The following is a 23,591-nucleotide window of genomic DNA, read 5'->3' as shown; positions in this document are numbered from 1 at the left end:
TTGTAACTAAAATTCAAGTTCTCATTTTTTAAAGGTTTTAATGGCATTTAAATAATGGTCATTCATTATTTCAATTTTCGAACCCCATGAAAGCTCTTCACACCTTTTTATACAGTTACGGGAAAAGTTAGCTAAAAGTTCCCTGTTATTATTTAAATGCAGCAATGCATTGCTAAAATCCTCTACAGCCTTTTTAGGATTCTCCAAAGGTATCTTAATTCCTATTTCGTCATTTACACAATCCCCTTGTCCACAAGTGTCAAAACAAATTATAGGTAATTTATTTTCAATGGCCTCCAACACCACATGAGGAGTCCCTTCCATAATACTTGTAAAAAGAAATATATGAGACTTTTGCATTAAAGTTTTCACCTTCATACGTTCAACAATACCATGCCAAATTATTATTTCTGAGATTTTAAGGTCTTCTGCAATTTTTTTATATTTTTTGGATCCATTATCGTTTAAACCCACAATATGAAATTGTATTCTAATATCTCTTCTTGATTTTGCTATAATGCGCAAAGCCAGGTTTAACTGTTTAGTAAACAAGTCTCGACCAACCCATAAAATATTAAGAGTTTTATCATCATACCTATCCAATTGATTAGAAAGTGTCGAAAAATGCGAATAAGCACCAGTTTCATTTATAACTGGTACATCAACCTTTAAATGGTTCAAAAGCCTTTTTTTTGAATCGTGATTGGCAGCAATGATTTGAGTATAATTTTTAAAAGCTTTCTTTACGTTATTTGAATATTTTAACTGAAGTAAAGAGATAATATTCTTTAAGTAATATTTCATTTTTAAAGAATAATTGATGTCAACCAAAAAATTTCTTTGAATCTGGCTCAATCCTCCAATTGGTCCCCATATACTTGGCACTTGGGTTTTCCAAAGATAACCGGGCTCTCGAAACCCTATCATATTTAGTTGATGAACCAAGTCAATCTGGTGTGTATTTATAATTTGCTTAGCAATTTTATAGGTCTCATTATGCCATTTTCTATAGTAATAATAAAAACGCCAATCCCCTTGGTTTTGGCCCATTCTTGTAGCCCTTTCTCCGATATCGTTAAAATACAAAAGCACCTTATTTTCTAGTGAATACTTCCTAATGCCAGATACCAAATCTGCTCTAAACTCACAATTCGTAATCAAATGGATTTTATGAAATTTTGAAAGGTGCTTTACCCAAGCCCAAGCCATTCCCGGTTCAGACCCCTTGTATGGACTGCAACTGTATGCGGAGATGATTATTTCCAAACTTATGATTATTTAGCCTTTGGTCTTATCACTTAATTCCAAATTTTCAACTTGTAAATTACATATACGCTTAATTCCAAAAACAGGGCAAAAAGGATTTCCAAATAGTTCATGCCGACATTCCTTCTCACAAGAAAAGACTCTTGAATCCTTTTATAAATGGATGTTTTGGCACTTATTCCTCCTATTCGATAATTTACCGTTGGAATCTCCACATAGAAAAAACTTTTTGAGGACCTGAAAAATGTTTCTAAAACTAATTGGTAATCAGAATAGATACTTAAGTTAGTGTTGTAACGATGCAATCTGTATTCTTTTGCAGTTATGAACATAGTGGGGTGGTGATAAGTCATACCATAATATTTAAACTTAAAGGTAGACTTATTATACTTTCTTAAAGTTTTTTTTCCATTTTGATTGATTATAAAAATATCAGAATGGTAGATAGAATAACCTGGATTCTCTTTATACGCCTGTACCATAGAATGGACTGCATTTCTTTCATACCAATCATCACTGTTAATCATAGCGATTAATTCCCCATTTGCTAAATCAACGCCTTTATTCATGGCATCATACAACCCTTTATCCGGTTCACTTATCCAAGTAGATATTTGACTTTCATAATTTTTAATAATTTCTATCGTTCTGTCTGTCGATCCACCATCAACGATTATGTACTCCGTATTAACATAAGTTTGATTAAGCACACTTTTTATAGTCTGCTCTAAATGCTCTTCGCCGTTATAAACTACTGTGATAAGTGTGACCAGCATTTACTTTATTTTTAATAGCTACACCTCTAACGATAAGGCTTAATTTCGAATATAGAAGACTTAAAACAAACCAGATTAGGTATAAAAAAGGTATATTCTGCCCGCTTGTAGTAAATAAGTTAAACTGACCGAATGAATATAAAATATTGATGATAGCCAAAGACAGAAGCAGAGAGCCATAGACACCAAACTTCTTCTTAAATTTGCCAAATCTAATCTTTACTCCCAATTTGATAAATCTAAAAAAAAGGATAGAATAAAGAAATACACCTAAAATGCCCGAAGCCCATAAAACCCTAAAAATTTCACCTTCAAAATAGGTTCTCAAAGAACCTTCTTCTCTCACGAAAACTCCTTCGTCCTTTTCAATATATCCTATTTCCTCGGTACCTAGTCCATTTCCAAAATAATACAATTCCGTATTTGCCATATCTTGGAAAGATTCAAAAAAAACGGGATCTCTTGCACCTAATAATGCTAGAATTGGATTTTTGCTTTCGAATGAATCAGAAAGTATCTTGAACCTTTCATCATTCTCTATGAAGGAGAAAACAAATATTCCAAAGCATAAGATTAAAGCAATTAACGGTAATATTCGGATGAAGTTACTACTCATTAACTTGTTCGATTTTGAAAATAACAGATAGAATAAAAATGACATACCTATAAAAACAAAGCCTTGCCTTGAACCCAAAAGAGACACGAGTAAAAATGAAAGCATCAAGGTTACATTTTTTAACCATTTCAAATGTCCAACATTTAAATACAGTAAAATATTGACTACTAAAACCGATATTAAAGCAATTTGTGGCTTATCCATTCCTAAAAAACCGGTGAATAATTCTTCGTTTGGATAGTACACGTCGGTATCTATAATATTCATGAATTGTGCTAACCCTATCAAGCAAATAAGAAACCAAAGAAATGAAAACATTGCCAAAATGTTAGGGATTAAACTTTGATTTCTTTGGCCTATTGACAAACCCTTGTGTAAAACACCTAAAACAATCGAAGCTCTAGATAAATGAAAAATGACGTATCCATAATTATTTATATTTCCATTCCAATGAGCTATTAGTGTCGTCAATAATGGAATAAATAGTAATAATAAAAACAGATTCAATTTTATACTAAACCCCCTTTTCCAATTTGAGATAATTCCAGATAAATTGTACACTAGGTAAAAAACAAATAGAATGTCTGACAAATAGACATATCTGACATACAAAAAAAGTGGAACGGGAATGAGCAAGGACACAATTAAAATAAATTCGAATGTATTGGAGAATTTATTCTTGAAAAAGTATCCAGTAATTAATATTAGAAAGACGGTTAAAATGAAATTAGTTATTTCAATCATATTCTCAATAATTCACCTAAGACGCTTGTCAGATCGAACATTATCTTGGAACTTTATTTAATCATTTTGTATTTTCTGAAATTGATATCTTTTTTAGGATTATTCTGTATATTTTGGCAGGCTTTATTGATGACCAACTTAAACAGACAAAAAACTAATCGTTTATTCTAATAAAACGAGCTGGGTTTCCTGCCCATATTTGATCATCCGGAACGTTTTTGGTTATCACCGAGCAAGCTCCAATTACTACATTACTTCCAATAATCACCCCTTTCAAAATTGTGGAATGTGCGCCAATAAGAACGTTATCTTTTATAATAATTGGTTTGGATGATGTATTTTGTCGGTCAATATCGAAATTCATCCTATCTTTTGAAGAAAGGCTATGAAAATCGGTATCATAAATTACAACATTACCTCCTATTTTAACATTATCCCCAATTTTAATGCTTTTATAACAAACGATGGCCGTACTGCTCATCCCGACATTTGCTCCTATCGTCAACTTTCCATTATTTCCAACGATTATGCTACATTTTTTAAAGCGCCCAATTGGATTTGACATCTCCCTATTATTTGAACAAAATCCTGGACCAATTTTGCAGGATCCCCCTATTCCAACATTAATTATAGGCCAACCAATATTTCGGAAACTTGAGTATTTCACATCATTTGAATTGAACAATAAATAGCTCATTAACCAATCAATTGGCATCAAGAATTTCATCCATAAAAAGCGTGCTCCTTTATATGCGAAAATGAGTGCTCTCATGAGATTTTTTTATTTCCTTGTACGTATTCACCAAATCTTTAACTATTTTCTCCGGATTGTGTCTTTCATCAGCAACAATCTTGCCTTTTTCACTAATTCTCTTCGCTAGGCTTGGATCATTTTTTAGCATAATTAAGTAATATACTATTTCAAATATTCCATTCGATGGAACCAAGAGCCCGGTTACCTCGTGTATCAAAAAAGAAGAAATTCCACCTACATTGCAAGCAATAACTGGTAACCCAAGGATTTGTGCTTCACACAAACTGTTTGGACTATTTTCAATATATGATGTATGCACATAAATATTGGACTTATTCAGTAGATTTATCATTTCTGTTGGTTCAAGCCTACCATGACATACCATTTTAACACGCTGATGTTTTATTTTTAATTTTTTTTCAAAATGTTGGAATAATCGATCATTCTTATCAACTCCAATAATATCCCACTGAAAGTCAAAGTCCGCCAAAAGAGTCAAAAGATTCGCAGATTTTAACACAACATCTAATCCTTTATAAATAGTTGGGGATAATGTAGAAACAATTCTTAGTTTATGAATATTATAATTTTCATCGGCTTTCTCAAAACTTTTATAGAAGATTGGTCTAAGTACCTCATCTACATGAAAATATTCTATTTCTGAACTATATAATTTAACAATATGTTCATCCCAATGAGTACGGCCCATGATGTAATTAGCACCTTTCAAATGTTTAATCTCTCTCTTTGCCCTGTTCCGGAGTTTCTGAAAATGAAATGAAGGAGAACTGCCAATAAGGTTTTCGAAAAAAAAACGTAAGCTTATTAAAAAACTAAATTTTGATTCATTTACCGGAAAAAAAGAATTTACAATAGGATTTAGCAGACCTTGGATATGTATTACAACAGGAATCTCAGTAAAGTGCTGAACGTTTGCGAACTCTTCTTCAGTACCAAAAACGTGTATTAAATCAGGCGCAAAATCTTCGATGATTTTTCTATAATGCTCACCTGATAAGTGTTCATCAATGTTACCCCACCAGTTCTGAATCAATCCTTTAACTGGATTGCTTTTTTTGCTCCTTATCTTAATAGGATAGTAGGTAATTTTGTTCTTGACTACTTTTTTACAATCTCCTCTATTAAAAAAGGCTATTGCCAAGTCCACGTCCTTTCTTTCAGCGACCAGTAATTCTAATGATTCTATCCATCCTCCACCAAAATACGGCTGTCGGTTGTCCTCATAATTTGAAGGAGTAGGAGTAAACCAAAGTACTTTCATATGGGATTATTTATTCCAAATACCTTTTGCAGTGGAATTTATGAGCTTGCTGTATTGAATTGGCCATAAAACCAAAGTTATTAATAAACAAAAACAGGTGGCCAAAATTACTCCTGTTGTACCAAAGCCTAAATATTTCCCAAAATAAATGCTCAAAGGAATATTGATTAACATTACAAATATTGAAGACAATAATTGAAGTCTAAGTTTGCCAATACCATTTATAAAAGAAACATAAACCATATTAAAAGATAAAATAGCTACAAAAAAAGCCATGGAAATAGACAAATGTTTTGGAACATGGACTTGATTCCCAACCCAAACTTCATAAAACCAGTCGCTCATTAAAATCATAATTACCAAGGCCACAGGAATTATCAACCAAATTCTCTGAATGTTCCGAACTGAATTTTTAATCCAATTAAAGTCACCACTAGCATAAGCTTCGGTGAATGCAGACCAATAAGGTGTTGTTAATATCGTATAAGCAATTATAATTATTGAAAAATATTTATAGGTCACATTATATGGAACAACTTCCTTTGGGGAAAAAAGTTGAGTAATTATAAAATTATCTGTCGAAAACAACACTACGGTTGCAATTTGAATTATAAAAAAATTGAAGCCTAAACTGGTAATTTCTTTTAGATACTTCCTCTTCCATAACTTTGTGGACGGTAAAAATCTACGATATCTCGTCCTAAAGGCATATAAATTCACCAACAATAAAACTAGTAGGGGTAAGGACGAAAATACTAGTGCATAAACAATCAAAGAACTTCTATCTATTTGAATGAGAATCCAGATACATATAAGAGAAAAAATTTGAGTGATAAATTGAATCTTATCTTGAATGGAATGTTTTTGATCACCCTTGTAAATTGCTGTAATGAGTTTTGCGACTAACTGCAATCCAAAAAGAGTAATTAATAACGGAATTAACAATTCTAGGCCTTCTTCTTCCATTGGTGAAGTGTTAAATACTTCATACCAATCAATATATTGACTAATGAAAAAAAAGCAAGTAACTAAAACTAGGCTTATAGTGCCAATGGTAAAATAACCAGAACTTACTAAAGCTCGGGCCTTTTGAACATTGCCTTCTACCTGTGCTTCCGCAAATTTATTCCGTAAACCATTTTCCAATCCAATGTCCAAAAAAGAAAACCAGGCAATGAATGAACTGATTGTCAGCCATATGCCATAACTATTGAGCGATAAGTGATTTATAGTTAAGGGAACTAGAAGGAAATTGGAAATAACACTCCCAATTTTGTAAAGTACAGACCAACTAATATGCTTAGTTATATTTTTGGTGCGATTACTCTTTATTCCTAAAAAACCATGAATCCAATCAAACGTTTTTTTCATTTTTTTATAAATAGAAGCAGAAGTAACAAATTAGTTGAAAAATTTATTCTTTTGACAGGGGACAACTTTAATAAGTCTTTAAAAACCACTTATACTTCTCCCTAATTCCACCTTCCAAAGCTATCTGGGCCTTCCAACCCAAGAAACGTAACAGGGAGATATCCATTGACTTTTGGGAAAACAATGTGACCTGGAGCGCTTTTTTAGAGCTTTTAATTTGAATCCCAGTACCCATATTACACCGCGGTTTTATTCCAATGATTTAGGCATTGTGTTAAGGATTCCTCCCAATGTGGAATGGCAATGCCAAAATCCCTTTTGATTTTTTCCGTATCCAAGACACTATACTCAGGCCTTTTGGCAGGCGTTGGGTAATCGGTGGTAGGTATTGGGTTTGTCATAACCGGTAGTTGCGCCACTTTAAAAATGGTGTTCGCAAACTCATACCAACTACATTCTCCGGTATTGGCATAGTGGTAAATGCCTACATCCTTATTTTTTAGATGGGTAAGTAGTTGAAGTACCGCCGCCGCGAGGTCTCCTGCATAGGTAGGACGGCCTACTTGATCATGAACCACATTGAGTTCCTTCCTTTCCCTTCCCAGCCGCAGCATGGTCTTTACAAAATTGGAACCGTAACTGGAATATACCCAGGAGGTCCTAATGATCACCGTACGTGCTGGATTGATTTTGAGGATGGCATTTTCGCCATCCAGTTTGGTTCTACCATATACGCTTTGGGGATTTGGTGTATCCGTTTCGGTATACGGTTCCGAAGCAGTTCCTTCAAAAACGTAATCCGTAGAAATATGCACAAAGGCCAAACCCTTTGCTTTAGCAATTCTGGCCAAATTTGCCACGGCCAAATGATTGATGGCATCCGCTTTTTCCACCTCGGTTTCCGCCTTATCCACAGCGGTGTAAGCGGCACAATTGATCAGCGCATCAATGCTGTTCTCAGCAATAAAATGCTCCACAGCCTCATGATCTGTAATATTCAGTTCGTTAACATCTGTAAAAACAAAGGTTTTTCCCGTTTGGGAAGCGGCCAACTCCCGAATCTCAGAACCCAATTGTCCGTTTGCCCCTATGACCCAAAATGTTCTCATACCAAGTAATAAGGTTTTTCTATCTTCTCTATTCTTTAGCTGGAGTCCTGGGAGGACCTTAGGACTGCTTTCGCAAACTTCTACCCACTTTTTTTAAATCTGTGGTGGTCACCTTTTTAAAATCCGATAATCGCTTCGAAACCATGCTTTGTCTTTCAAAATCCTTTATTTCGCTAAGGTAAGGATTGGGAACGGACAAATCTAATGGAGTCGGCTCCTTGTCCCGAGCAGAATTTTCCAGTTGCACTACCCCAGAAGTCTCCGGTGTATTTGAATTCAGCTTTTGATCCTCCAAGGTGTTTTTTATCCCACCACCCAAAATGCTGTTACTTTTTGTTTTTTCAGGGAGATAAAACGCCTTTTTTTGAAAAACCTTTAGAAATGGAATCAGGTATAAAGCCGAGCCGACCAAAACACTAATAATCAATTGAAGATTTATATTTAAATCGTCTATAAAAAGGACCAAGCTTATAATAAAAATGTTACAAACGCAAACGATCAAGGTAGCCTGCTCATGGGCGTTCCCCAAATCCAAAAGGCGATGGTGTATGTGGTTGCGATCGGCACTGAACGGGCTTCGTTTCTGCCATATCCGAATACTAAAGACCCGTAAGGTGTCCAACAAGGGATAGGATAAAACAGCCAATAGCAAGATAGGTGCATTCGGAATGGCGAGTGCCGCCAGGGCATTTTCATTGACCCCAAGAAAAACAACCCCTTGATAGGCCAATAAGAAGCCTATGAGAAGGGAACCGGAATCGCCCATAAAAAGCTTTTGGGTATTGGATAAGTTGTAATATAAAAAACCGATTAGGGAACCTATCAGGGCAAAGGAAATTAGCGATAACAGGTACTGTTCATTAAGTAAAAAGAAAATGCCGAAAGTAACGCTGGAGAGTACGGCAATGGATCCGGCGAGCCCATCAATTCCGTCGATAAGATTTACCGCATTGATCACCAAAATAAACACAAAAAAAGTAAAGAAAATAGAAACCCAATAGGGTAGCTCCCCAATACCCAAAAGTCCTTGAAAGTGGGCAATGCGCACATCGGATAGGAAAATTACCATACTCGCGGCCAAAAGCTGTCCGATTAACTTTTTCTTGGGCGACATGAGTACCAAGTCGTCCTTAACACCCATAATCAAAAGGAGTAAGGTCCCGGCTAACAGCGATACCAACTGAAGCAGTTCCGGTCTGGACAAATCGGCCAAAACGCCCAATAACATTACCGTCAAAGAAAAAACAATGAATAAGCCCATACCGCCCAGGGTAGGTACCTTATTGGTATGTGCACTTCGCTCATCCGGATCGTCCATCAATCCCTTTCTGTTGACCACATAGATAATAATGGGATACAATCGAAAGGAGATTAACAGCGTTACTGCAACCGAACAGGTCGTTAGAAAGTAAAGGTTATCAAAGATATTAGAGATTTGCGCCATAGATTGTGGGATTTACAGCAGTTGTGGGTTTGATCTTTTAAATTTCCATCCGAACCATAGATTGTTTCTACAAACGATACCTTATCATAAAAAAGGAATTGTTCGTTTTCACAGGTAATCTCCAAGAGATTTAATGGCATTCTTTGTATTTCAAAAATACTACTATTTGGGTGTTTTGTTGAGGCTTTACTTTGCATTTCAACGATTTTATCAATACATATAAAGTTGAACAATAATATTACGAAAGCTATAACGAGAAATCTTTTTATTCAGATAAAGATAAAATAGTTATCAAAAAGTTATGAAAAGGCCTACAAGCGATGGGCATATAGCTTACTCTTCATTTTGTTTGAAGTAAGAAATCTTGATATCCCTTTAGAATGTGATGTTTCCCAGATATAAACCTAAAAAACTACTAGACTAAATGGGTTCTCTTTCAAGGCTTGAAGGAAACCTAAGAAGGTGGTTTCCAGAAAACACAACTATTTTCAAGGATCCGTCAAAACTCCAAGCTCGCCAAAAGAGGTCCTAAAATCGAGGCCATCCAATCGGAGTCCCTTTAGTTTAATGTATCTGGCCTTTGTAGGTTTGAAATCCACCCGTTGCTCAATACGATTGTTGACCACGTTGCCAAATTCTCCCGTAGCAGTGATTTTCCAGTTTACATTGTCCGTGCTCGTGGAAAATTCATAGGCCGTAATGATACCAAAGGGATAACGCTCCTGAATGGGCCAATAGGTAAAACCGGTCAAATCATGGATTTGCCCCAAATCGATAACAATTTCCTGGGGAGTGCCATTTCCTTCCTCCGTAGCCCAAAATGTATCGGAGTCACCGTCTATACTAGCACTGGCCCGGCTTAAATCTCCGGATGAGACGCGCAGTACCTTCCAATCCTTTTTGGCAATGTCAAAACGCTTTGCCCCAATCACAGAATGGTCTCCATTGTTGGGATCAACTGTTATTGCTTTGACAGAAGCGGGTGTACTGAGAAGAAATGGACCTGAATATTTTGCGGAAGTCGGAGAGGGTTCGCTTCCATCCAAAGTATAACGAATTTCTACGGCATTGTCCGGAACTTTTAGGGTTACGAGACCCTCCTTATTTCTTTCAATTTCCGGTGGCACCAAAAGATTCGGCGCACCGTATATTTCCAAGTTCGTAAGGGCCAAAGGGCCCTTGGATTCGATAAAATTGATGCGAATCCGTGTTGCCTCTACCGTTTTAAACCGTAAGATACGTTTGTACCCTATCGTAGTTTGTTTATCAATCTTTGTCCACGATCCATCTACCTCGGCCTCCAGGCTAAAATTTTGTACACGCTGGCCTAGGGCAATGTATTCTTGAAGTAAAACTCGATTTACTTTCATCGGTTTGTCAAACGCAAGGGTAAGGGATGCACTGGTGACACCATCGTTGGTAGACCAATAGGTATGCGGACTGCCATCAATGGCCTTTTCCGCCGAAAATTCGGAACTATTTTGGCGTTCATCCGTCGCCATTATTTGTTGACCCTTTGCGAGTTCTGTCGCAAAGTCCTTGTCCAATTGGTTACGAAGGGCCATTAATTGTTGAACATCCGTCTCATGGACAAGACCTCTGTGGTCTACGGGAAGGTTCAGTAATAGGGACGCATTTCTCCCGACCGATTTGTAGTATATGTCCAGCAAATGGGGCAAGCTCTTTACCTGATGGTCTTCCCTTGGATGATAATACCAACCCGGACGAATGGAGACATCGGCCTCTGCCGGCAACCAATGTGTCCCGTCTTCATGACCGGAACGCAGTTCCTTATATCTGGGCCAGCCCGGATAAATCTCGTCACGTCGCATAATACTCCAATTGGTCGCATTCGCCCAGCCTTCCTCATTGCCTACCCAACGGATATCCGGACCGCCATCACTAAAAATAACAGCATCTGGCTGTAGTTCCCTCACTATGGCTACGGCCTTTTCCCATTGGTAGTACGTTTTATTATCAATTTTTCGGGTTTCGTTGGCACCACCATAAAAACCAGAGCCTCCATTGGCACCATCGAACCAAACCTCGAAAACCGATCCATAGTTAGTCAATAACTCCCGTAACTGCTCATGGAAAACTGTTACATATTCCGGTTTGCCATAGTCCGTATGATTTCTGTCCCAAGGGGATAGATACACACCAAACTTAAGTCCATATGCTTTACAGGCCTCGGAAAGATCCTTCAATACATCGCCCTGTCCATTTTTCCAAGGAGAATTCACTACGGAATGATCGGTAGTCTTTGTGGGCCACAGGCAAAAGCCATCATGGTGTTTGGCCGTAATAATAATACCGCGCATACCGGCTTCCTTGGCCACTTTGGCCCATTGCATGGCATCCAGTTCCGAAGGATCAAACTGTACGGGGGATTCTCCGCCCGTACCCCATTCCATATCGGTAAAGGTGTTCATGTTGAAATGGATAAAGGCGTAGTATTCCAAACTTTGCCATGCCAATTGCCGTTCGGAAGGAGTGGGACCTATAGGTGTCGGTGGCTGTACCCGGGAGCATGAAATGGTCCCAACAAACACAAACAGCAATAAAAATCGATATATCTTCATACTTATCTCACTAGTGTATCACAAACCAAGTAGATGCTGCCGCTGGAATGGTAACTTCCATAGTAACCTCAAAATTTCTACCCAATTCATATTTTTTTTCCACGCCATTTTTATCCGATACAGTGGCATAATCTGTTAAGCCCGTGTAATACAAGGGAATCTTTATTTTTTCTTGAATATCATTTTGGGTAGGATTGAACAATAACACAAACCCCTTATGCTCCCCGTTTGGGTCAACATGCATAAAACCATCCCATGATCGACCATTGGGCCTCCTCAAATGGATAAGATCTGCATTAAGGATCTTACGATATTTCTTATAATGTCGGATTTGATCTATTACCAGCGACTTAGTATCTGTGGTATCATAAAGCCTAGGGCCGCGATAACAGGCCTGCACTCCAGACCCATAGTTCTGAATCATATGGGCTTCGTATGAAAGCAAATGATCTTTTAAGGGCTCCAAAGTAGCGGCCGCACCGCCTCCGTGATACTCGGTGAGCGGAACAAACGTCCATGCCATTGAAGGGGCTTTTTCCCAAGTACCGTCATAGATGTTCTGTCTTCCCAAAACCAGTTGTTGTGCTCGAGGTAAAGACCAATTGACCTCTCGATATCCAATACCACATTTGTTGGAACCTTGCAAAAAATAAAAGTCCGGTGCATTGAGGTATATATCTTTTTCCCGTAACCAATGGTAAAACCCTCTGGTCATGGTCCATTGTTTCCACTGTGAGTCCTCGTAACCATTGTGGTACTTATGGGTAGTGGAAGCGCAATAGTCCCCTGGGTAAGGCCCATCGTGTTCCAAAAGATCAAAGCCCGTGTGCTCCAAAAAAAACTTGATTTTCTCCAAATAATCGTACCCCCATTCGGAAGCCAAGCAGGGAGCATTTCCAAATTTGGCTCCACCGGGCTTACCTGTTACCTTATCGATTACATCAACGGAATCCGCAATTTTTCTACTGGAAAACAACGAATATCCTCCCAGCTCAATACCCTTGCCATGGGCATAATCCGCCAGAGCCTTGAATTTTGCAATATTCTCCGGACTGTTGTCCTCCATATTCAGGCCACTGCCGAAGCTCAAAATTACCATTTCGTAACCCGTTGCCTCGCATTGGTCCACAGCTTCCTTTACCTTATCCTCATCCGTAGTCGTCAAGTGCATAAAAATGGGGTTCTCCGTAGACCACGGTGCCAGTAGGCGATACATTTTTCGCATGGCCAAAGTATTTCGTTCACGGTCCGTACCATCCAATACTAATTCATAGGTCCGAAAACTTTCAAAAGCAGCACCGCTTTTTAAATCGATACTCGGCCCAATAGGCAACTTACTTATCAACAAACAAGGCGTCTCCATTTTCCAATTGACCTGGGAGATATAGGTGGAGTCCGTTTCCCAAAAGGTGGTTACATTGGATTCTCCCGAAGTAAATCCTCCAAAAGCGTAATCGCTTTCAACATGAAGGTTCGGGCGTTTCCATGTATTTGGGGTCTCTACCGGATTTTCCACTTCCGGATAAGCCAAAAGCTCACTTTTAAAGCTGTCCAAGCTCAAGGTCTCCAGTGAATTATTCTGGACCACAATCCATTTTGAAACTAAGGGAATACCATCATACAACTCATAATGTACCTCAACCACTACCCCTTCCAGTTCCGAAGAAGCATGTTGAAAGATCAAAATCAGTTCTTTTCCGGTCGGAGCAATTTTTTCGGCCATATGAAGACGTTTTTGGCCGCTCCATTTTAATTTGGGTCTTATCGGCTGAATTGTATAGTCCAAGTACTGAAAGACATCGGGATCTGAATTCAAATCGTCCAACCATTCCTCCAAAAGATAACCATGTTCCTTTAGACCGTGTAATCCTCCAATGGCGTATATTTTTCCATTTAGGGTAACCTCTGCTTCCGGTTGAAGGCTTCTGAGCAGGGTTTCGCCTGTAGTCAAATTTTTGAATTCTACCGTGGCCGCATTTGGTGCCCATTTAATTTCACGACGTAACAGCCCATTGTCCAAAATAATACGGTCTGCCTTTTTAACTACTTTAGCGGTATAAGCGGTATTCTCAAGAAGCCAATCCTCAGATTTGGCAGTATCCTGGCCATAACAGACTAGGGAAGCAACCCAGAACGCTCCAAGCAACAGAAGGCAAGTTTTATTCATACTATAGCAGTTCAAACGGATATTCTACTCGTTCCCCTGTTTTTTTGTCCATGGGCATTTGGGCCTTAACGGATTTTAGATGATTGGTTAAGGTCTCTGCCAATTCCTTGGCTTTTTCCGGGTTTTCCTCAAACAAGTTTTTGGTCTCTCCGATATCCTCTTTCAAATTATACAATTCCATTCGCCTATCCGCGTGGAAATAGACAAATTTCCAATCTCCCTTACGTACCGCACTAGCTGCACCAATGCCTGGACCATTCGGACCCCATTCGTTTGGATAATGCCAATATAGGGGTCGGACTCCCTTATATTCCCATTCCCCGCTCAACACCTCTACAAAACTTTCACCGTCAATTTTCTGCACTGTCTGTAAACTATCAACTTCTGCCATTTCCAGAATAGTGGGGTAAAAGTCCTCAATAATTACTTGATAGTCTGTGATTGATCCAGGCTCCGTTTTTCCGGGCCATTTCACCAACATGGGTTCTCGGATTCCTCCTTCATACATAGCGCCTTTGCCACTGGCCAAAGGTTTGTTATGGGTATGGGGTTCACCTCCACGGGCATGTGCACTCAATCCACCATTATCCGACATAAATAGCACAATGGTCTTTTCCTCTAGCCCCTTTAGTTCCAGGTAATCCATTATATCGCCCAAACTTTTGTCCATACCCTCTACCATAGAGGCGTATTTGGCCTCAATGGAATCCAATCCTTTTTCCAAATACTTCTGCATAAAACGGTCATCGGCCATAATGGGCGTATGTACCGCATAATGGGACATATAGAGGAAAAAAGGTTGTTGGGTGGTCGCAACGGAATCAATAGCCTTCAAAGCCTCTAGGGTAATGGCTTCGGTCAAATGGATATCCTTCCCATGATAGGCCTCCAAACCAGGAACTGCCCAAACTTCCTTGCCTTCTTTTCCGTTGCCAAAATTTTCGATTCCCAGATAACTTTCAGGGGCCCCGGCGGCATGGCCCGCAATATTAACATCAAACCCCAAATTCAAGGGTTCTTCTCCCGGTGTCCCGATAGCTCCCAAATGCGCCTTGCCCGCATGAATTGTAAAATATCCCCTGTCGTGCAAAGCTTGTGGCAAGGGTATAGCGTGTACGGCAAGACTATCGCCTGCAATGGGACTCATGCCATTTACATTCCAATAGGGGAAAATTAAATCGGAGTGGTTCTTTTCCATTCGTTTTATGGAATCCTTTTCCAACGTCCAATTGGTTACCCGATGCCTTGCAGCGTTCATCCCAGTCATTAAACTGATACGGGTAGGTGAACAAACCGGGGTGGCATAGGCCTGGGTAAACTTCATCCCATCCCGTGCCAAACGTTCCATAGAAGGAGTTTTATAACGGGCATTGAACGGGGTGCTTTGCGTCCAAAAAGGAACCGAGGTATCCTGCCAACCCATATCATCTACCAGGAATAACACGATATTTGGAGGGGTTTCCGGTAACTCTTCGGACTCACAGGAAACTAAAATTATGGACAAAACCCCTAAATATAGTAGTCCCCTACGAATCATTCTCTTTGTTCTTCTCATCTCGACTTACGGTTCTGGAATCCCAAACTTAGCGTCCACGGACAATGGATTCCATGGCTTACCTTTTAAATCCCGAGGCGCATTGGGTCGTTTTTCACCAGGGGTACTCCTACCATGCTCTATATAGGATATCATTAGTTTGTGCAGTTCCTCTGCTTTCCCAGGATTATCAAGATATCGGTTTTTCTGTTCAGCTGCATCTTCAACAAGGTTGTATAACTGAAATTTAGGTAGGTCATTAATTCCTTCCGAATCGGGTTTAGGGTCACTCCACCCTCCCGATCCGGGACAAAAAATGAGCTTCCAATCCCCTTTTCGAATTGCAAAACTTCCATTTACGGAATGATGTACGGTAGCTTCCCGGGTATATTCTTTTTCATGGGAGTTCAGCAACGGCATAAGTGAATAGCTATCCTCTCCCTCATTGGCCTGTAGGGGCAGTTGGACCAAATCCGCACAGGTTGCCAGTAAATCGGTATGGCAAATCGTTCTGTCAGAAACGGAACCTGGAGTAACGTGGCCCGGCCATTTTACGATAAAAGGTACACGATGACCTCCTTCAAATATATCCGCTTTATGGCCTCGATAAATATGACTAGGATCGTGTCCGAATTCTGCCAAAACTTCATAATCCGCTTGTGGTGAACAACCATTATCGCTAGTAAATACAATCAGGGTATTGTCTTCAATTCCAGATTCGGTAAGTGCCTTCGTTAGCTGTCCTACATAATCATCAATCATCATGACAAAGTCGGCATAAGGGTTCAATCCGCTCTTTCCCAACCATTCCTCAGTGGGCAAAATTGGGGTGTGGGGAGAAGGTAGGGCCAGATAAAGGAAAAAAGGATCATCATTCCCAGATTTGTCCTTTACGTAGTCAATAGATCTTTGGAAAAAATTTGGTGTAACCTGTTCATGGACAAAATCGGAAGCCGTGGGCCCCTTGCGCCACCAAGTATATTTTCCGGTATCTTCAGTTATGGAATCGACTTTTGAGGTAATCTTCCCATTCTCAACGTAGACATACGGTGCCATATCCAAAGAGCCTGAATGGCCATAGGCATAATCAAAGCCCAAATCGTTTGGGGTATGGGTCACTGGCTTTGTAAAATCTAGGTTGTCAAAATCTTCGGGGTTCCAACCGTCTCCTCCAATGACATTGGAATCCTTTACGGCCCAATTCCAGCCCAAATGCCATTTCCCGATAAAAGCGGTTTCATAGCCTCCCTTTTTTAGAAGTGATGCTACCGAGGTTCTATTTTTTGCGATCAGGGCATTGGACTTACCTGTCAATACACCTTTTTTAAGCGGGCTACGCCAACTATAACGTCCGGTAAGGATTCCATAACGGGTGGGTGTACAAACCGCTGATGGACTGTGTGCATCCGTAAATTTCATTCCCCCTTGTGCCAACTTATCGATATTAGGGGTCTTTATCTTTCCGTCAGGATTGAAAGCCCTAATATCACCATATCCCAAATCGTCCGCAAGAATATAAATGATATTAGGTCTAGCTTTCGGGTTTTCGGCAATGGGTTCCGTTTTCTCCTTACATGAGATAGAATGGAACAGCAAACCAAGGGATCCCAACCCAAGAATAACATACTTCTTCAAATTCATCTGTGTTGGATTTGGTCTAAAAATACACAATCCTTCCCTATCATTCCATTTTTCTAACGTACAATTAGTTCACCTCCACTTGCAGCGAGGTAACCGGCCAAGGCTCCCAAAATATTAAGTGTACAGTGGATGGCTATCCCGAGATATACGTTCTTCTTTTTCCATACTACAAAACTGATTACGATACCGACCCCGATAATCGCCAGATAGTTATGGGGTTGCCAGAAGTGATAAAGTCCGAACAAAGTGCCGTTTACGACCGGGGCCCATTTTTTTAGATAGGTCATTCTGGGCAAAAGATACCCTCTAAAGAAAAGTTCCTCAACGACCGGCCCAATTATTCCATCGATAAAAATACCGAGAAGGAAAACTTTGGCGATCAGATCCATATCGGACGTACCAAAGCCGGGGTCAAAATACCATTGTGGCAACCATTTGAATACATTATCCTTTAGAAATAATCCCAAAGGGTACAGGGGTACATAAATTAGGGTACATCCCAAAATACCGATAAATGTCCATTTTAGGTACTGTGCTATTGAAAGCTTTCGTGTAAAAGCAATAACATTTTGTAAAGAGAATTTTCCGTTCAGTCGATATCCCTTACGTGCCAAATGTGCCATACCGATGGGAGCCAGTACAAAAACTTCCACGAACAAAAGGGCGGTCAATCCCGGATAGCCCAGATCTACCAGATATTTGCTAATGAGAATGTATACCAAGGTTATGGCAATACCAGGATAAAAATGGTACCGCAATTGTCTTTTTAAAGTAATCTGATCTTCTCTTAAATTGAATATTTTTTCCATGATACTTGTTTTATGGTTTACCACAAATTTCAAGTATGCAATAAAGTCTGGCGACCGATTAAATGAAGTCGAACTCTTTTTTATCGGTTCGATTTTGTACCTGTAGAAAGTTGAACGTTAGGTATTCAGCCTTAAGAACTCTGATGGGGTAAGACCTGTTTTTTTCTTGAATTGTGTGTTAAAAGAGGACTTGGAATTGTAGCCCACCTCATACATCACTTCCAGGACCGTAAGTTTGGGGTCTTTACGTTCCTTGAATATTTTTTGTGCCTCGGCTATACGATAGGTGTTGATCAAGTCAAAAAAACTATGGCCCATGCTATCATTGATTACCTGGGATACTTTTCTACTGGAACACCCTATGGCTTCGGAAAGATGGCCCAAGGTCAAATCCGATTCCATGAACAATCGCTTGTCTTTTAAGGCCACTTGAATTTTGGTAAAGATCTCTTCAGACTCCTTTGGATCCATTGGGATTCCAGAATTTCTTTTGATCCCATCCAATTTGGGGATAATGAAGGGTTCGTCCAGGGCATTGAGGATTAGCCTTACTATAAACAGACAGACCAATACCAGAATAATAATCAGACTTATTTCAAAATAAAACTTTAGGGCACTATATTGAAGGATTCCGTTCACAATGGAAATGAGAAGGACAACGACCAGGGCATTCAACAATTTATCCAACCAAACCAAATAGCGTTGGGAAAAGTACCATTCCACATTCTTGGTTACACGCTTGATCTCTTTTTTGGAAATGTGGATATAATAGAAAAGGTGAACATAGACCAATGCGAAGCCCAGTAGAGATCTAAAATCCTGTTCCATACCAACGATGCCCTTCAATATTTCCATTTTCCTATCCAAAGAATGTATATGGTACACCAGAATCATTGCAAGAATCCCGACAACAAAAGGAATCAAGTGTAAAAGTTGGAAATAATTTGGTCGTTTCTTTGGCGATGTAAGCTGTAGCGTATAAAAATATAACAGGGGACCATATAATAAAATGAAAGGCTCGGCCCATAGTGCGAAATTCGGATAGTGGAGATAAAACCCTTTAAGTAGTAAAACACCGTCCAAAAAATCCAGTGCCCAAAGAAAAAAGAAGAGGCCGAGAAGCTTATTCGCCCGTTTATTCCCTTTCTGGGTGACCAAAAGAAAGAGGCCCAGTACCGTGAAAAGGGTAACGGAAATGACGGTAAGTACTAGGATTAGGTCCATGTCCGAAAAGTGGTTCGTAATGAAACAAATGTAAAAAATGATTTCCGTGTTCGGGTAGGTATGTGGAAAATGGACTATTTTTAACTACTAAATCCCCCGTAAGACATTCATCAAGGATAACTGAGGGCCACAGTTAGAAAACTAGGCACGAAGACTCCAAGTGACAGGGAATCTTTTTTTAAAAAACAATTAGTGTATACCATAGTCGACATAGAAACTACCGGAAATGGGATAAAAGGGAACAAGGTTACCGAGATTTCCATCTTTAAATATGACGGTTACGACATTGTGGACGAGTTTACCTCATTGGTAAATCCGGAATGTGAGATTCCCTATTTCATCACAGGGCTTACGGGAATTGATAATCAAATGGTCCGTGACGCACCTACTTTTGAAGCTTTGGCTTCTACTATTTTACAGTTTACGGAGGATTGCATTTTTGTGGCCCATAGCGTTAATTTCGATTATAATGTCCTTAAAAACGAGTTTAAGGAAATTGGTCTGGATTTTGTTCGCAAAAAACTATGTACGGTACGCCTATCCAGAAAACTGTTCCCGGGTTACCACTCCTACAGTCTGGGCAAATTATGTACTTCGCTCAATATTCCCTTAAAGGACAGGCATAGGGCAAGAGGGGATGCCCACGCTACCGTATTATTGTTTCAAAAATTGCTGCGTGCCCATGGAGCGGAAAAGGTTTTTAAAACATTTCTCAATGCCCGTTCACAGGAAGCTACTTTGCCCCCATCCCTTCCAAAGGATGTTTTTGAGAATTTGCCTACCCAACCCGGTATCTATTATTTTAAAAATGCCAAGGGAAAAATTATCTATGTAGGGAAAGCCATAAATATCAAAAAAAGGGTGTTGAGCCATTTTTATGACAAGGCCAACAAAGAAGTGCAAATGTGCCAAGAGACCAACCATATCGATTTTGAGCTTTCCGGTGGAAATCTTTTGGCGCTCCTCATGGAATCTGCGGCCATAAAAAAACATTTTCCGGAGTACAATCGGTCCCAAAAAAGAAATTTACGCCCCTATGGCATTTTTTGTTATGAGGACCGGAAGGGTATCTTACATCTTGCCTTTAATCACCTGAAAATGGCGCCCAATGCCCTGTCCACTTTTTACAGTCCAACGGATTGCAGATTGTATTTGGAGGAGTTATGCGAGACCTTTGGCCTGTGCCCCAAGTACTGCCATTTGCAGGAAAATGTAAACAGCTGTTCCCATTACCGTGTTACATCCTGTTATGGGGTCTGTAGGGGAGCGGAATCCGTATCTGAATACAATGACAAAGTACAAGCGGCCCTAACGCACATTCGTTCAAAAAAATCGGACTTCATTATAAAGCAAAAAGGGAGAACCCCTATGGAAGATGCCTTTGTTTTGGTGCGCAACGATACCTATCTGGGTTACGGGTTTGTTGCAAAGGATGTGGACATAAGCTCGTTCGAGGACTTGGAAACCTTTCTATTGCCCCAGAAAGACACCTTGGAAGTTAAAGGTATCCTTACATCTTTCTTAAACAAAATGAAAGGAAAAACGTTGGTAGAATCTTACTTCACGGAAAGCACCCATGTCTAGTCTCCCATTTTCCGGTACATACGAATTATAAAAAGGAGCCAAATCATAAATATGACGGCTACAAAAATGGAATATATCAAAATAAAATCCACTACTTTTTATACTTTAAATAATTCATAAAACCCAATATGGTCGGTGCCCAGAATGCCACGAAAATGGCATCCATTTTTTTTCCGCTTAGAAACAGATATTCCGAGACAACGATAATTGAAAGTACTACCAGAAGTAATATACAATTCATTACCCCTACTCGCTCAATAAAATTTTTAAACATTCAAGTAAAGTAATTCCTGTTAAATATACGTATTAGTTTGCTTCGATTCCCCTAAAACATTAAGATTTTATTAACATTTAGAGGATTCTGAAAGATACGTATTAAGAATTAATGCATTCCCATAAAAAGGAATAGAATGCGCTGAAAAATTGAAAGCGTAGGTGAACGGAGATGAAGAAGGGTTTAAGTTTGGCCCTCATCTTTTTTACCACTGTTCATAAGACTGACCAATACCGCTATCAAAGCAATAACCACAAGGGCAAAAACCCCAATCATGACTATGCCGTTGCTCCAATTCACCAAGGGAAGTAATGTTTGCATTTTTTAAGGTTTGATGATTTTGGCGATAAAAATAAATTTTGGGAATTTCTAAAAACATGATATAAATCAATAAATCAAAATTTCCCTAAAATTCCATAATCTATTTTAGCAAGTTATTTTTTTAGGCCACAGGTATTTAATCCAAAGATACCGTACAACGGGCAAAAGCTGACAAGGCTGGTTAAAACAAAAATGGCCGCCAGTGCCAAGAGGACATAGGAAAATGTTCCCTGTACCACTTCAAAATAGACCAAAAGTCCGGCCACTACGGCCAAAAGAACACGAACGACCTTATCGGTACCTCCCATATTTTTTTTCATCTCAAATTGTTTTCGTTAATGATTCAACTACTAATGTTATTGCAGTAACAATACCGATACATAAAAGGCAAACCAAAAAAAATTTACCGGCTTTGCTTAGAGCCTGCTTTGAAATATGTCAATTGTTTTTTTATGGTTCTTTTTGCGCCTAACTTCGTTAAAATTTTCAGCCGTAGCCCTGCTATGTCCTCAAATTTTGCCTAGTTATGCATCAAAAACAGCCTATAAGAAATTTCAATCACATATTTCAAAACAGGCTCTTAATTTCATGGACATAACGTTATAGACCTTCTTCAGGGATTATCATGACGGTGGTCATCACATACCCAATGCTAAAGCGTTGTAGGGCAAACATAGTCCGTCACCTCCGCACCTTCTTTTTTTAGTGCCCCAAATCCACCGGCAATATCCACCAAATTATGGATGCCCCTACTTTTTAAAATCGATGCCGCAATTACCGAACGATACCCGCCCGCGCAGTGCACATAAAATGTCCCATTAATCGGAAATTCAGCCATATGGTTATTAAGAAAATCCAAGGGGGTGTTTTTCGCATTCAACACATGTTCTGATTTATATTCGCTTTCCTTTCGGACATCAAAAACGGGGGTTTCGTTATTCTCAAGATTTTTCTTTGCCATATCCGCAGATACTGAAGTAATGGTATCAAATTCCTTTCCAGCCTTTTTCCAAGCCTCAAAACCACCGTCCAAATACCCCAAGGTCTTATCAAAGCCCACACGTGATAATCGTGTAACGGTCTCCTCTTCCTTTCCTTCCGGTATTATCAAAAGAATGGGTTGGGCCGTATCCGCTATCAAAGCCCCAACCCAAGGCGCAAAATCACCATTTAACCCTATAAATACAGACCGCGGGATATGCCCCTTTACAAAATCATCTTGATGACGTACATCCAAGACAATGGCCCCAGTTTCATTGGCCGCAGTCTCAAAGGCCTCTGGCGAAAGCGCCTTGGTCCCCCGCTCCAATACCTCATCAATATCTTCATACCCCTCCTTGTTCATCTTTACGTTATGGGGAAAGTACTTTGGGGGCGGAAGCAGTCCTTCGGTTACCTCCTCTATGAATTCCTCCCGGGTCATATCTGAACGGAGCGCATAATTTACCTTCTTTTGGTTTCCCAAGGTATCCACAGTTTCCTTCATCATGTTCTTACCACAGGCCGATCCTGCCCCATGGGCCGGATATACAATGACCTCATCGGCCAAGGGCATTATTTTTTCACGAAGACTGTCGTATAACAATCCGGCCAGTTGCTCTTGGGTCATATGGGCGGCTTTTTGGGCAAGATCAGGTCTTCCCACGTCACCTAAAAACAAGGTGTCCCCGGAAAAAATAGCGTGGTTCCTCCCCTTTTCATCCTTTAAAAGATAAGTAGTACTCTCCATCGTATGGCCCGGGGTATGCAAAACGGTAATGGTCAATTTTCCCAATTGAAATTCTTGCCCGTCCTCCGCTATTATGGCATCAAACGAGGGCTTGGCCGTTGGTCCGTATACAATGGAAGCGCCGGACTCCTTGGCAAGTGTAATATGGCCACTTACAAAATCGGCATGAAAATGGGTCTCAAAAACGTATTTGATCTGAGCATTGTCTTCCTTCGTCCTTTTCAAATAGGGTTCTACCTCTCTGAGGGGATCCACAATGGCAACCTCTCCATCGCTCTCTATATAATAGGCTCCTTGGGCCAAACAACCTGTGTAAATCTGTTCTATGTTCATAGTGTCAATTTTCTATTCTTCGTTTCTTCGG

Annotated in this window: 19 protein-coding genes; 1 reads left to right on the top strand and 18 read right to left on the bottom strand. The window is 39.6% G+C overall.

Annotated elements, in window-relative coordinates:
• Positions 1–21: 21 nt before the first annotated feature.
• The 15 genes from D7Z94_RS15920 to D7Z94_RS15855 all read right to left on the bottom strand — a co-directional run bounded on the left by D7Z94_RS15920 (position 22) and on the right by D7Z94_RS15855 (position 19,319).
• Complete coding sequence (locus D7Z94_RS15920; protein WP_147415912.1) at positions 22–1,266, bottom strand: glycosyltransferase family 4 protein; 1,245 nt, start codon at positions 1,264–1,266, stop codon at positions 22–24.
• Between the two features lie 32 nt (positions 1,267–1,298).
• Positions 1,299–2,042, bottom strand: coding sequence for a glycosyltransferase family 2 protein (locus D7Z94_RS15915; protein ID WP_120712572.1), 744 nt, complete (start codon positions 2,040–2,042; stop codon positions 1,299–1,301).
• Positions 2,011–3,129: a hypothetical protein gene (locus tag D7Z94_RS15910; protein WP_147415911.1), complete on the bottom strand. Its 1,119-nt coding sequence runs from the start codon at positions 3,127–3,129 to the stop codon at positions 2,011–2,013. Before D7Z94_RS15910 ends, D7Z94_RS15915 begins: the two co-directional genes overlap by 32 nt.
• 427 nt (positions 3,130–3,556) lie before the next feature.
• Positions 3,557–4,174: an acyltransferase gene (locus tag D7Z94_RS15905; protein WP_120712570.1), complete on the bottom strand. Its 618-nt coding sequence runs from the start codon at positions 4,172–4,174 to the stop codon at positions 3,557–3,559.
• The gene (locus tag D7Z94_RS15900) at positions 4,149–5,438 is read right to left on the bottom strand and encodes a glycosyltransferase family 4 protein (protein WP_120712569.1); all 1,290 of its coding nucleotides are present in this window, start codon (positions 5,436–5,438) and stop codon (positions 4,149–4,151) included. Before D7Z94_RS15900 ends, D7Z94_RS15905 begins: the two co-directional genes overlap by 26 nt.
• Positions 5,439–5,444: 6 nt before the next feature.
• Positions 5,445–6,809 carry a lipopolysaccharide biosynthesis protein gene (locus D7Z94_RS15895; RefSeq protein WP_120712568.1) on the bottom strand — a complete coding sequence of 455 codons (1,365 nt, stop codon included), beginning with the start codon at positions 6,807–6,809 and terminating at the stop codon, positions 5,445–5,447.
• Positions 6,810–6,876: 67 nt separating this feature from the next.
• Positions 6,877–7,044: a hypothetical protein gene (locus D7Z94_RS25665; RefSeq protein ID WP_158594656.1), complete on the bottom strand. Its 168-nt coding sequence runs from the start codon at positions 7,042–7,044 to the stop codon at positions 6,877–6,879.
• A gap of 1 nt (position 7,045) precedes the next feature.
• A complete protein-coding gene (gene rfbD, locus D7Z94_RS15890) occupies positions 7,046–7,918 on the bottom strand; it encodes a dTDP-4-dehydrorhamnose reductase (RefSeq protein WP_120712567.1) in 873 nt (290 codons plus the stop codon).
• Between the two features lie 58 nt (positions 7,919–7,976).
• Complete coding sequence (locus tag D7Z94_RS15885; protein ID WP_120712566.1) at positions 7,977–9,362, bottom strand: MraY family glycosyltransferase; 1,386 nt, start codon at positions 9,360–9,362, stop codon at positions 7,977–7,979.
• Positions 9,363–9,850: 488 nt separating this feature from the next.
• A complete protein-coding gene (locus D7Z94_RS15880; RefSeq protein ID WP_120712565.1) occupies positions 9,851–11,944 on the bottom strand; it encodes an alpha-L-fucosidase in 2,094 nt (697 codons plus the stop codon).
• 10 nt (positions 11,945–11,954) lie between these two features.
• Entirely contained in the window at positions 11,955–14,111 is a 2,157-nt protein-coding gene (locus D7Z94_RS15875; protein ID WP_120712564.1) for an alpha-amylase family protein, read from the bottom strand.
• Position 14,112: 1 nt separating this feature from the next.
• Complete coding sequence (locus D7Z94_RS15870) at positions 14,113–15,666, bottom strand: sulfatase (protein ID WP_245967223.1); 1,554 nt, start codon at positions 15,664–15,666, stop codon at positions 14,113–14,115.
• A 6-nt stretch (positions 15,667–15,672) separates the two neighbouring features.
• Positions 15,673–17,286, bottom strand: coding sequence for a sulfatase family protein (locus D7Z94_RS15865; RefSeq protein ID WP_120712563.1), 1,614 nt, complete (start codon positions 17,284–17,286; stop codon positions 15,673–15,675).
• 53 nt (positions 17,287–17,339) lie between these two features.
• Positions 17,340–18,095 carry a CPBP family intramembrane glutamic endopeptidase gene (locus D7Z94_RS15860; RefSeq protein ID WP_120712562.1) on the bottom strand — a complete coding sequence of 252 codons (756 nt, stop codon included), beginning with the start codon at positions 18,093–18,095 and terminating at the stop codon, positions 17,340–17,342.
• A 117-nt stretch (positions 18,096–18,212) separates the two neighbouring features.
• Positions 18,213–19,319: a helix-turn-helix domain-containing protein gene (locus D7Z94_RS15855; RefSeq protein ID WP_120712561.1), complete on the bottom strand. Its 1,107-nt coding sequence runs from the start codon at positions 19,317–19,319 to the stop codon at positions 18,213–18,215.
• Positions 19,320–19,511: 192 nt separating this feature from the next.
• Here D7Z94_RS15855 and D7Z94_RS15850 point away from each other — a divergent pair, with 192 nt between their 5' ends.
• Positions 19,512–20,903, top strand: a complete 1,392-nt coding sequence (locus D7Z94_RS15850; protein WP_120712560.1) for an exonuclease domain-containing protein — start codon at positions 19,512–19,514, stop codon at positions 20,901–20,903.
• A 457-nt stretch (positions 20,904–21,360) separates the two neighbouring features.
• Here D7Z94_RS15850 and D7Z94_RS25785 read toward each other — a convergent pair whose 3' ends face one another.
• The 3 genes from D7Z94_RS25785 to D7Z94_RS15835 all read right to left on the bottom strand — a co-directional run bounded on the left by D7Z94_RS25785 (position 21,361) and on the right by D7Z94_RS15835 (position 23,560).
• Positions 21,361–21,498, bottom strand: a complete 138-nt coding sequence (locus D7Z94_RS25785) for a hypothetical protein (protein ID WP_170158848.1) — start codon at positions 21,496–21,498, stop codon at positions 21,361–21,363.
• A 113-nt stretch (positions 21,499–21,611) separates the two neighbouring features.
• Positions 21,612–21,818, bottom strand: coding sequence for a YgaP family membrane protein (locus D7Z94_RS15840; RefSeq protein ID WP_120712558.1), 207 nt, complete (start codon positions 21,816–21,818; stop codon positions 21,612–21,614).
• Positions 21,819–22,150: 332 nt separating this feature from the next.
• On the bottom strand, positions 22,151–23,560 hold the full coding sequence (locus D7Z94_RS15835; protein WP_120712557.1) for an MBL fold metallo-hydrolase: 1,410 nt from the start codon (positions 23,558–23,560) through the stop codon (positions 22,151–22,153).
• Between the last annotated feature and the right edge of the window lie 31 nt (positions 23,561–23,591).

The organism is Ulvibacterium marinum (assembly GCF_003626755.1).
Classification (GTDB): domain Bacteria; phylum Bacteroidota; class Bacteroidia; order Flavobacteriales; family Flavobacteriaceae; genus Ulvibacterium; species Ulvibacterium marinum.
This window is presented reverse-complemented; position numbering and strand designations above follow the sequence as displayed.

Coding starts and splice junctions, on each gene's coding strand:
- D7Z94_RS15835 (WP_120712557.1), bottom strand. CDS start 23,560: ATGAACATAGAACAGATTTACACAGGTTGTTTGGCCCAAGGAGCCTAT.
- D7Z94_RS15915 (WP_120712572.1), bottom strand. CDS start 2,042: ATGCTGGTCACACTTATCACAGTAGTTTATAACGGCGAAGAGCATTTA.
- D7Z94_RS15855 (WP_120712561.1), bottom strand. CDS start 19,319: ATGGACCTAATCCTAGTACTTACCGTCATTTCCGTTACCCTTTTCACG.
- D7Z94_RS25785 (WP_170158848.1), bottom strand. CDS start 21,498: ATGCAAACATTACTTCCCTTGGTGAATTGGAGCAACGGCATAGTCATG.
- D7Z94_RS15840 (WP_120712558.1), bottom strand. CDS start 21,818: ATGAAAAAAAATATGGGAGGTACCGATAAGGTCGTTCGTGTTCTTTTG.
- rfbD (WP_120712567.1), bottom strand. CDS start 7,918: ATGAGAACATTTTGGGTCATAGGGGCAAACGGACAATTGGGTTCTGAG.
- D7Z94_RS15875 (WP_120712564.1), bottom strand. CDS start 14,111: ATGAATAAAACTTGCCTTCTGTTGCTTGGAGCGTTCTGGGTTGCTTCC.
- D7Z94_RS15865 (WP_120712563.1), bottom strand. CDS start 17,286: ATGAATTTGAAGAAGTATGTTATTCTTGGGTTGGGATCCCTTGGTTTG.
- D7Z94_RS15905 (WP_120712570.1), bottom strand. CDS start 4,174: ATGAGAGCACTCATTTTCGCATATAAAGGAGCACGCTTTTTATGGATG.
- D7Z94_RS15885 (WP_120712566.1), bottom strand. CDS start 9,362: ATGGCGCAAATCTCTAATATCTTTGATAACCTTTACTTTCTAACGACC.
- D7Z94_RS15860 (WP_120712562.1), bottom strand. CDS start 18,095: ATGGAAAAAATATTCAATTTAAGAGAAGATCAGATTACTTTAAAAAGA.
- D7Z94_RS15870 (WP_245967223.1), bottom strand. CDS start 15,666: ATGAGAAGAACAAAGAGAATGATTCGTAGGGGACTACTATATTTAGGG.
- D7Z94_RS15895 (WP_120712568.1), bottom strand. CDS start 6,809: ATGAAAAAAACGTTTGATTGGATTCATGGTTTTTTAGGAATAAAGAGT.
- D7Z94_RS15900 (WP_120712569.1), bottom strand. CDS start 5,438: ATGAAAGTACTTTGGTTTACTCCTACTCCTTCAAATTATGAGGACAAC.
- D7Z94_RS25665 (WP_158594656.1), bottom strand. CDS start 7,044: ATGGGTACTGGGATTCAAATTAAAAGCTCTAAAAAAGCGCTCCAGGTC.
- D7Z94_RS15880 (WP_120712565.1), bottom strand. CDS start 11,944: ATGAAGATATATCGATTTTTATTGCTGTTTGTGTTTGTTGGGACCATT.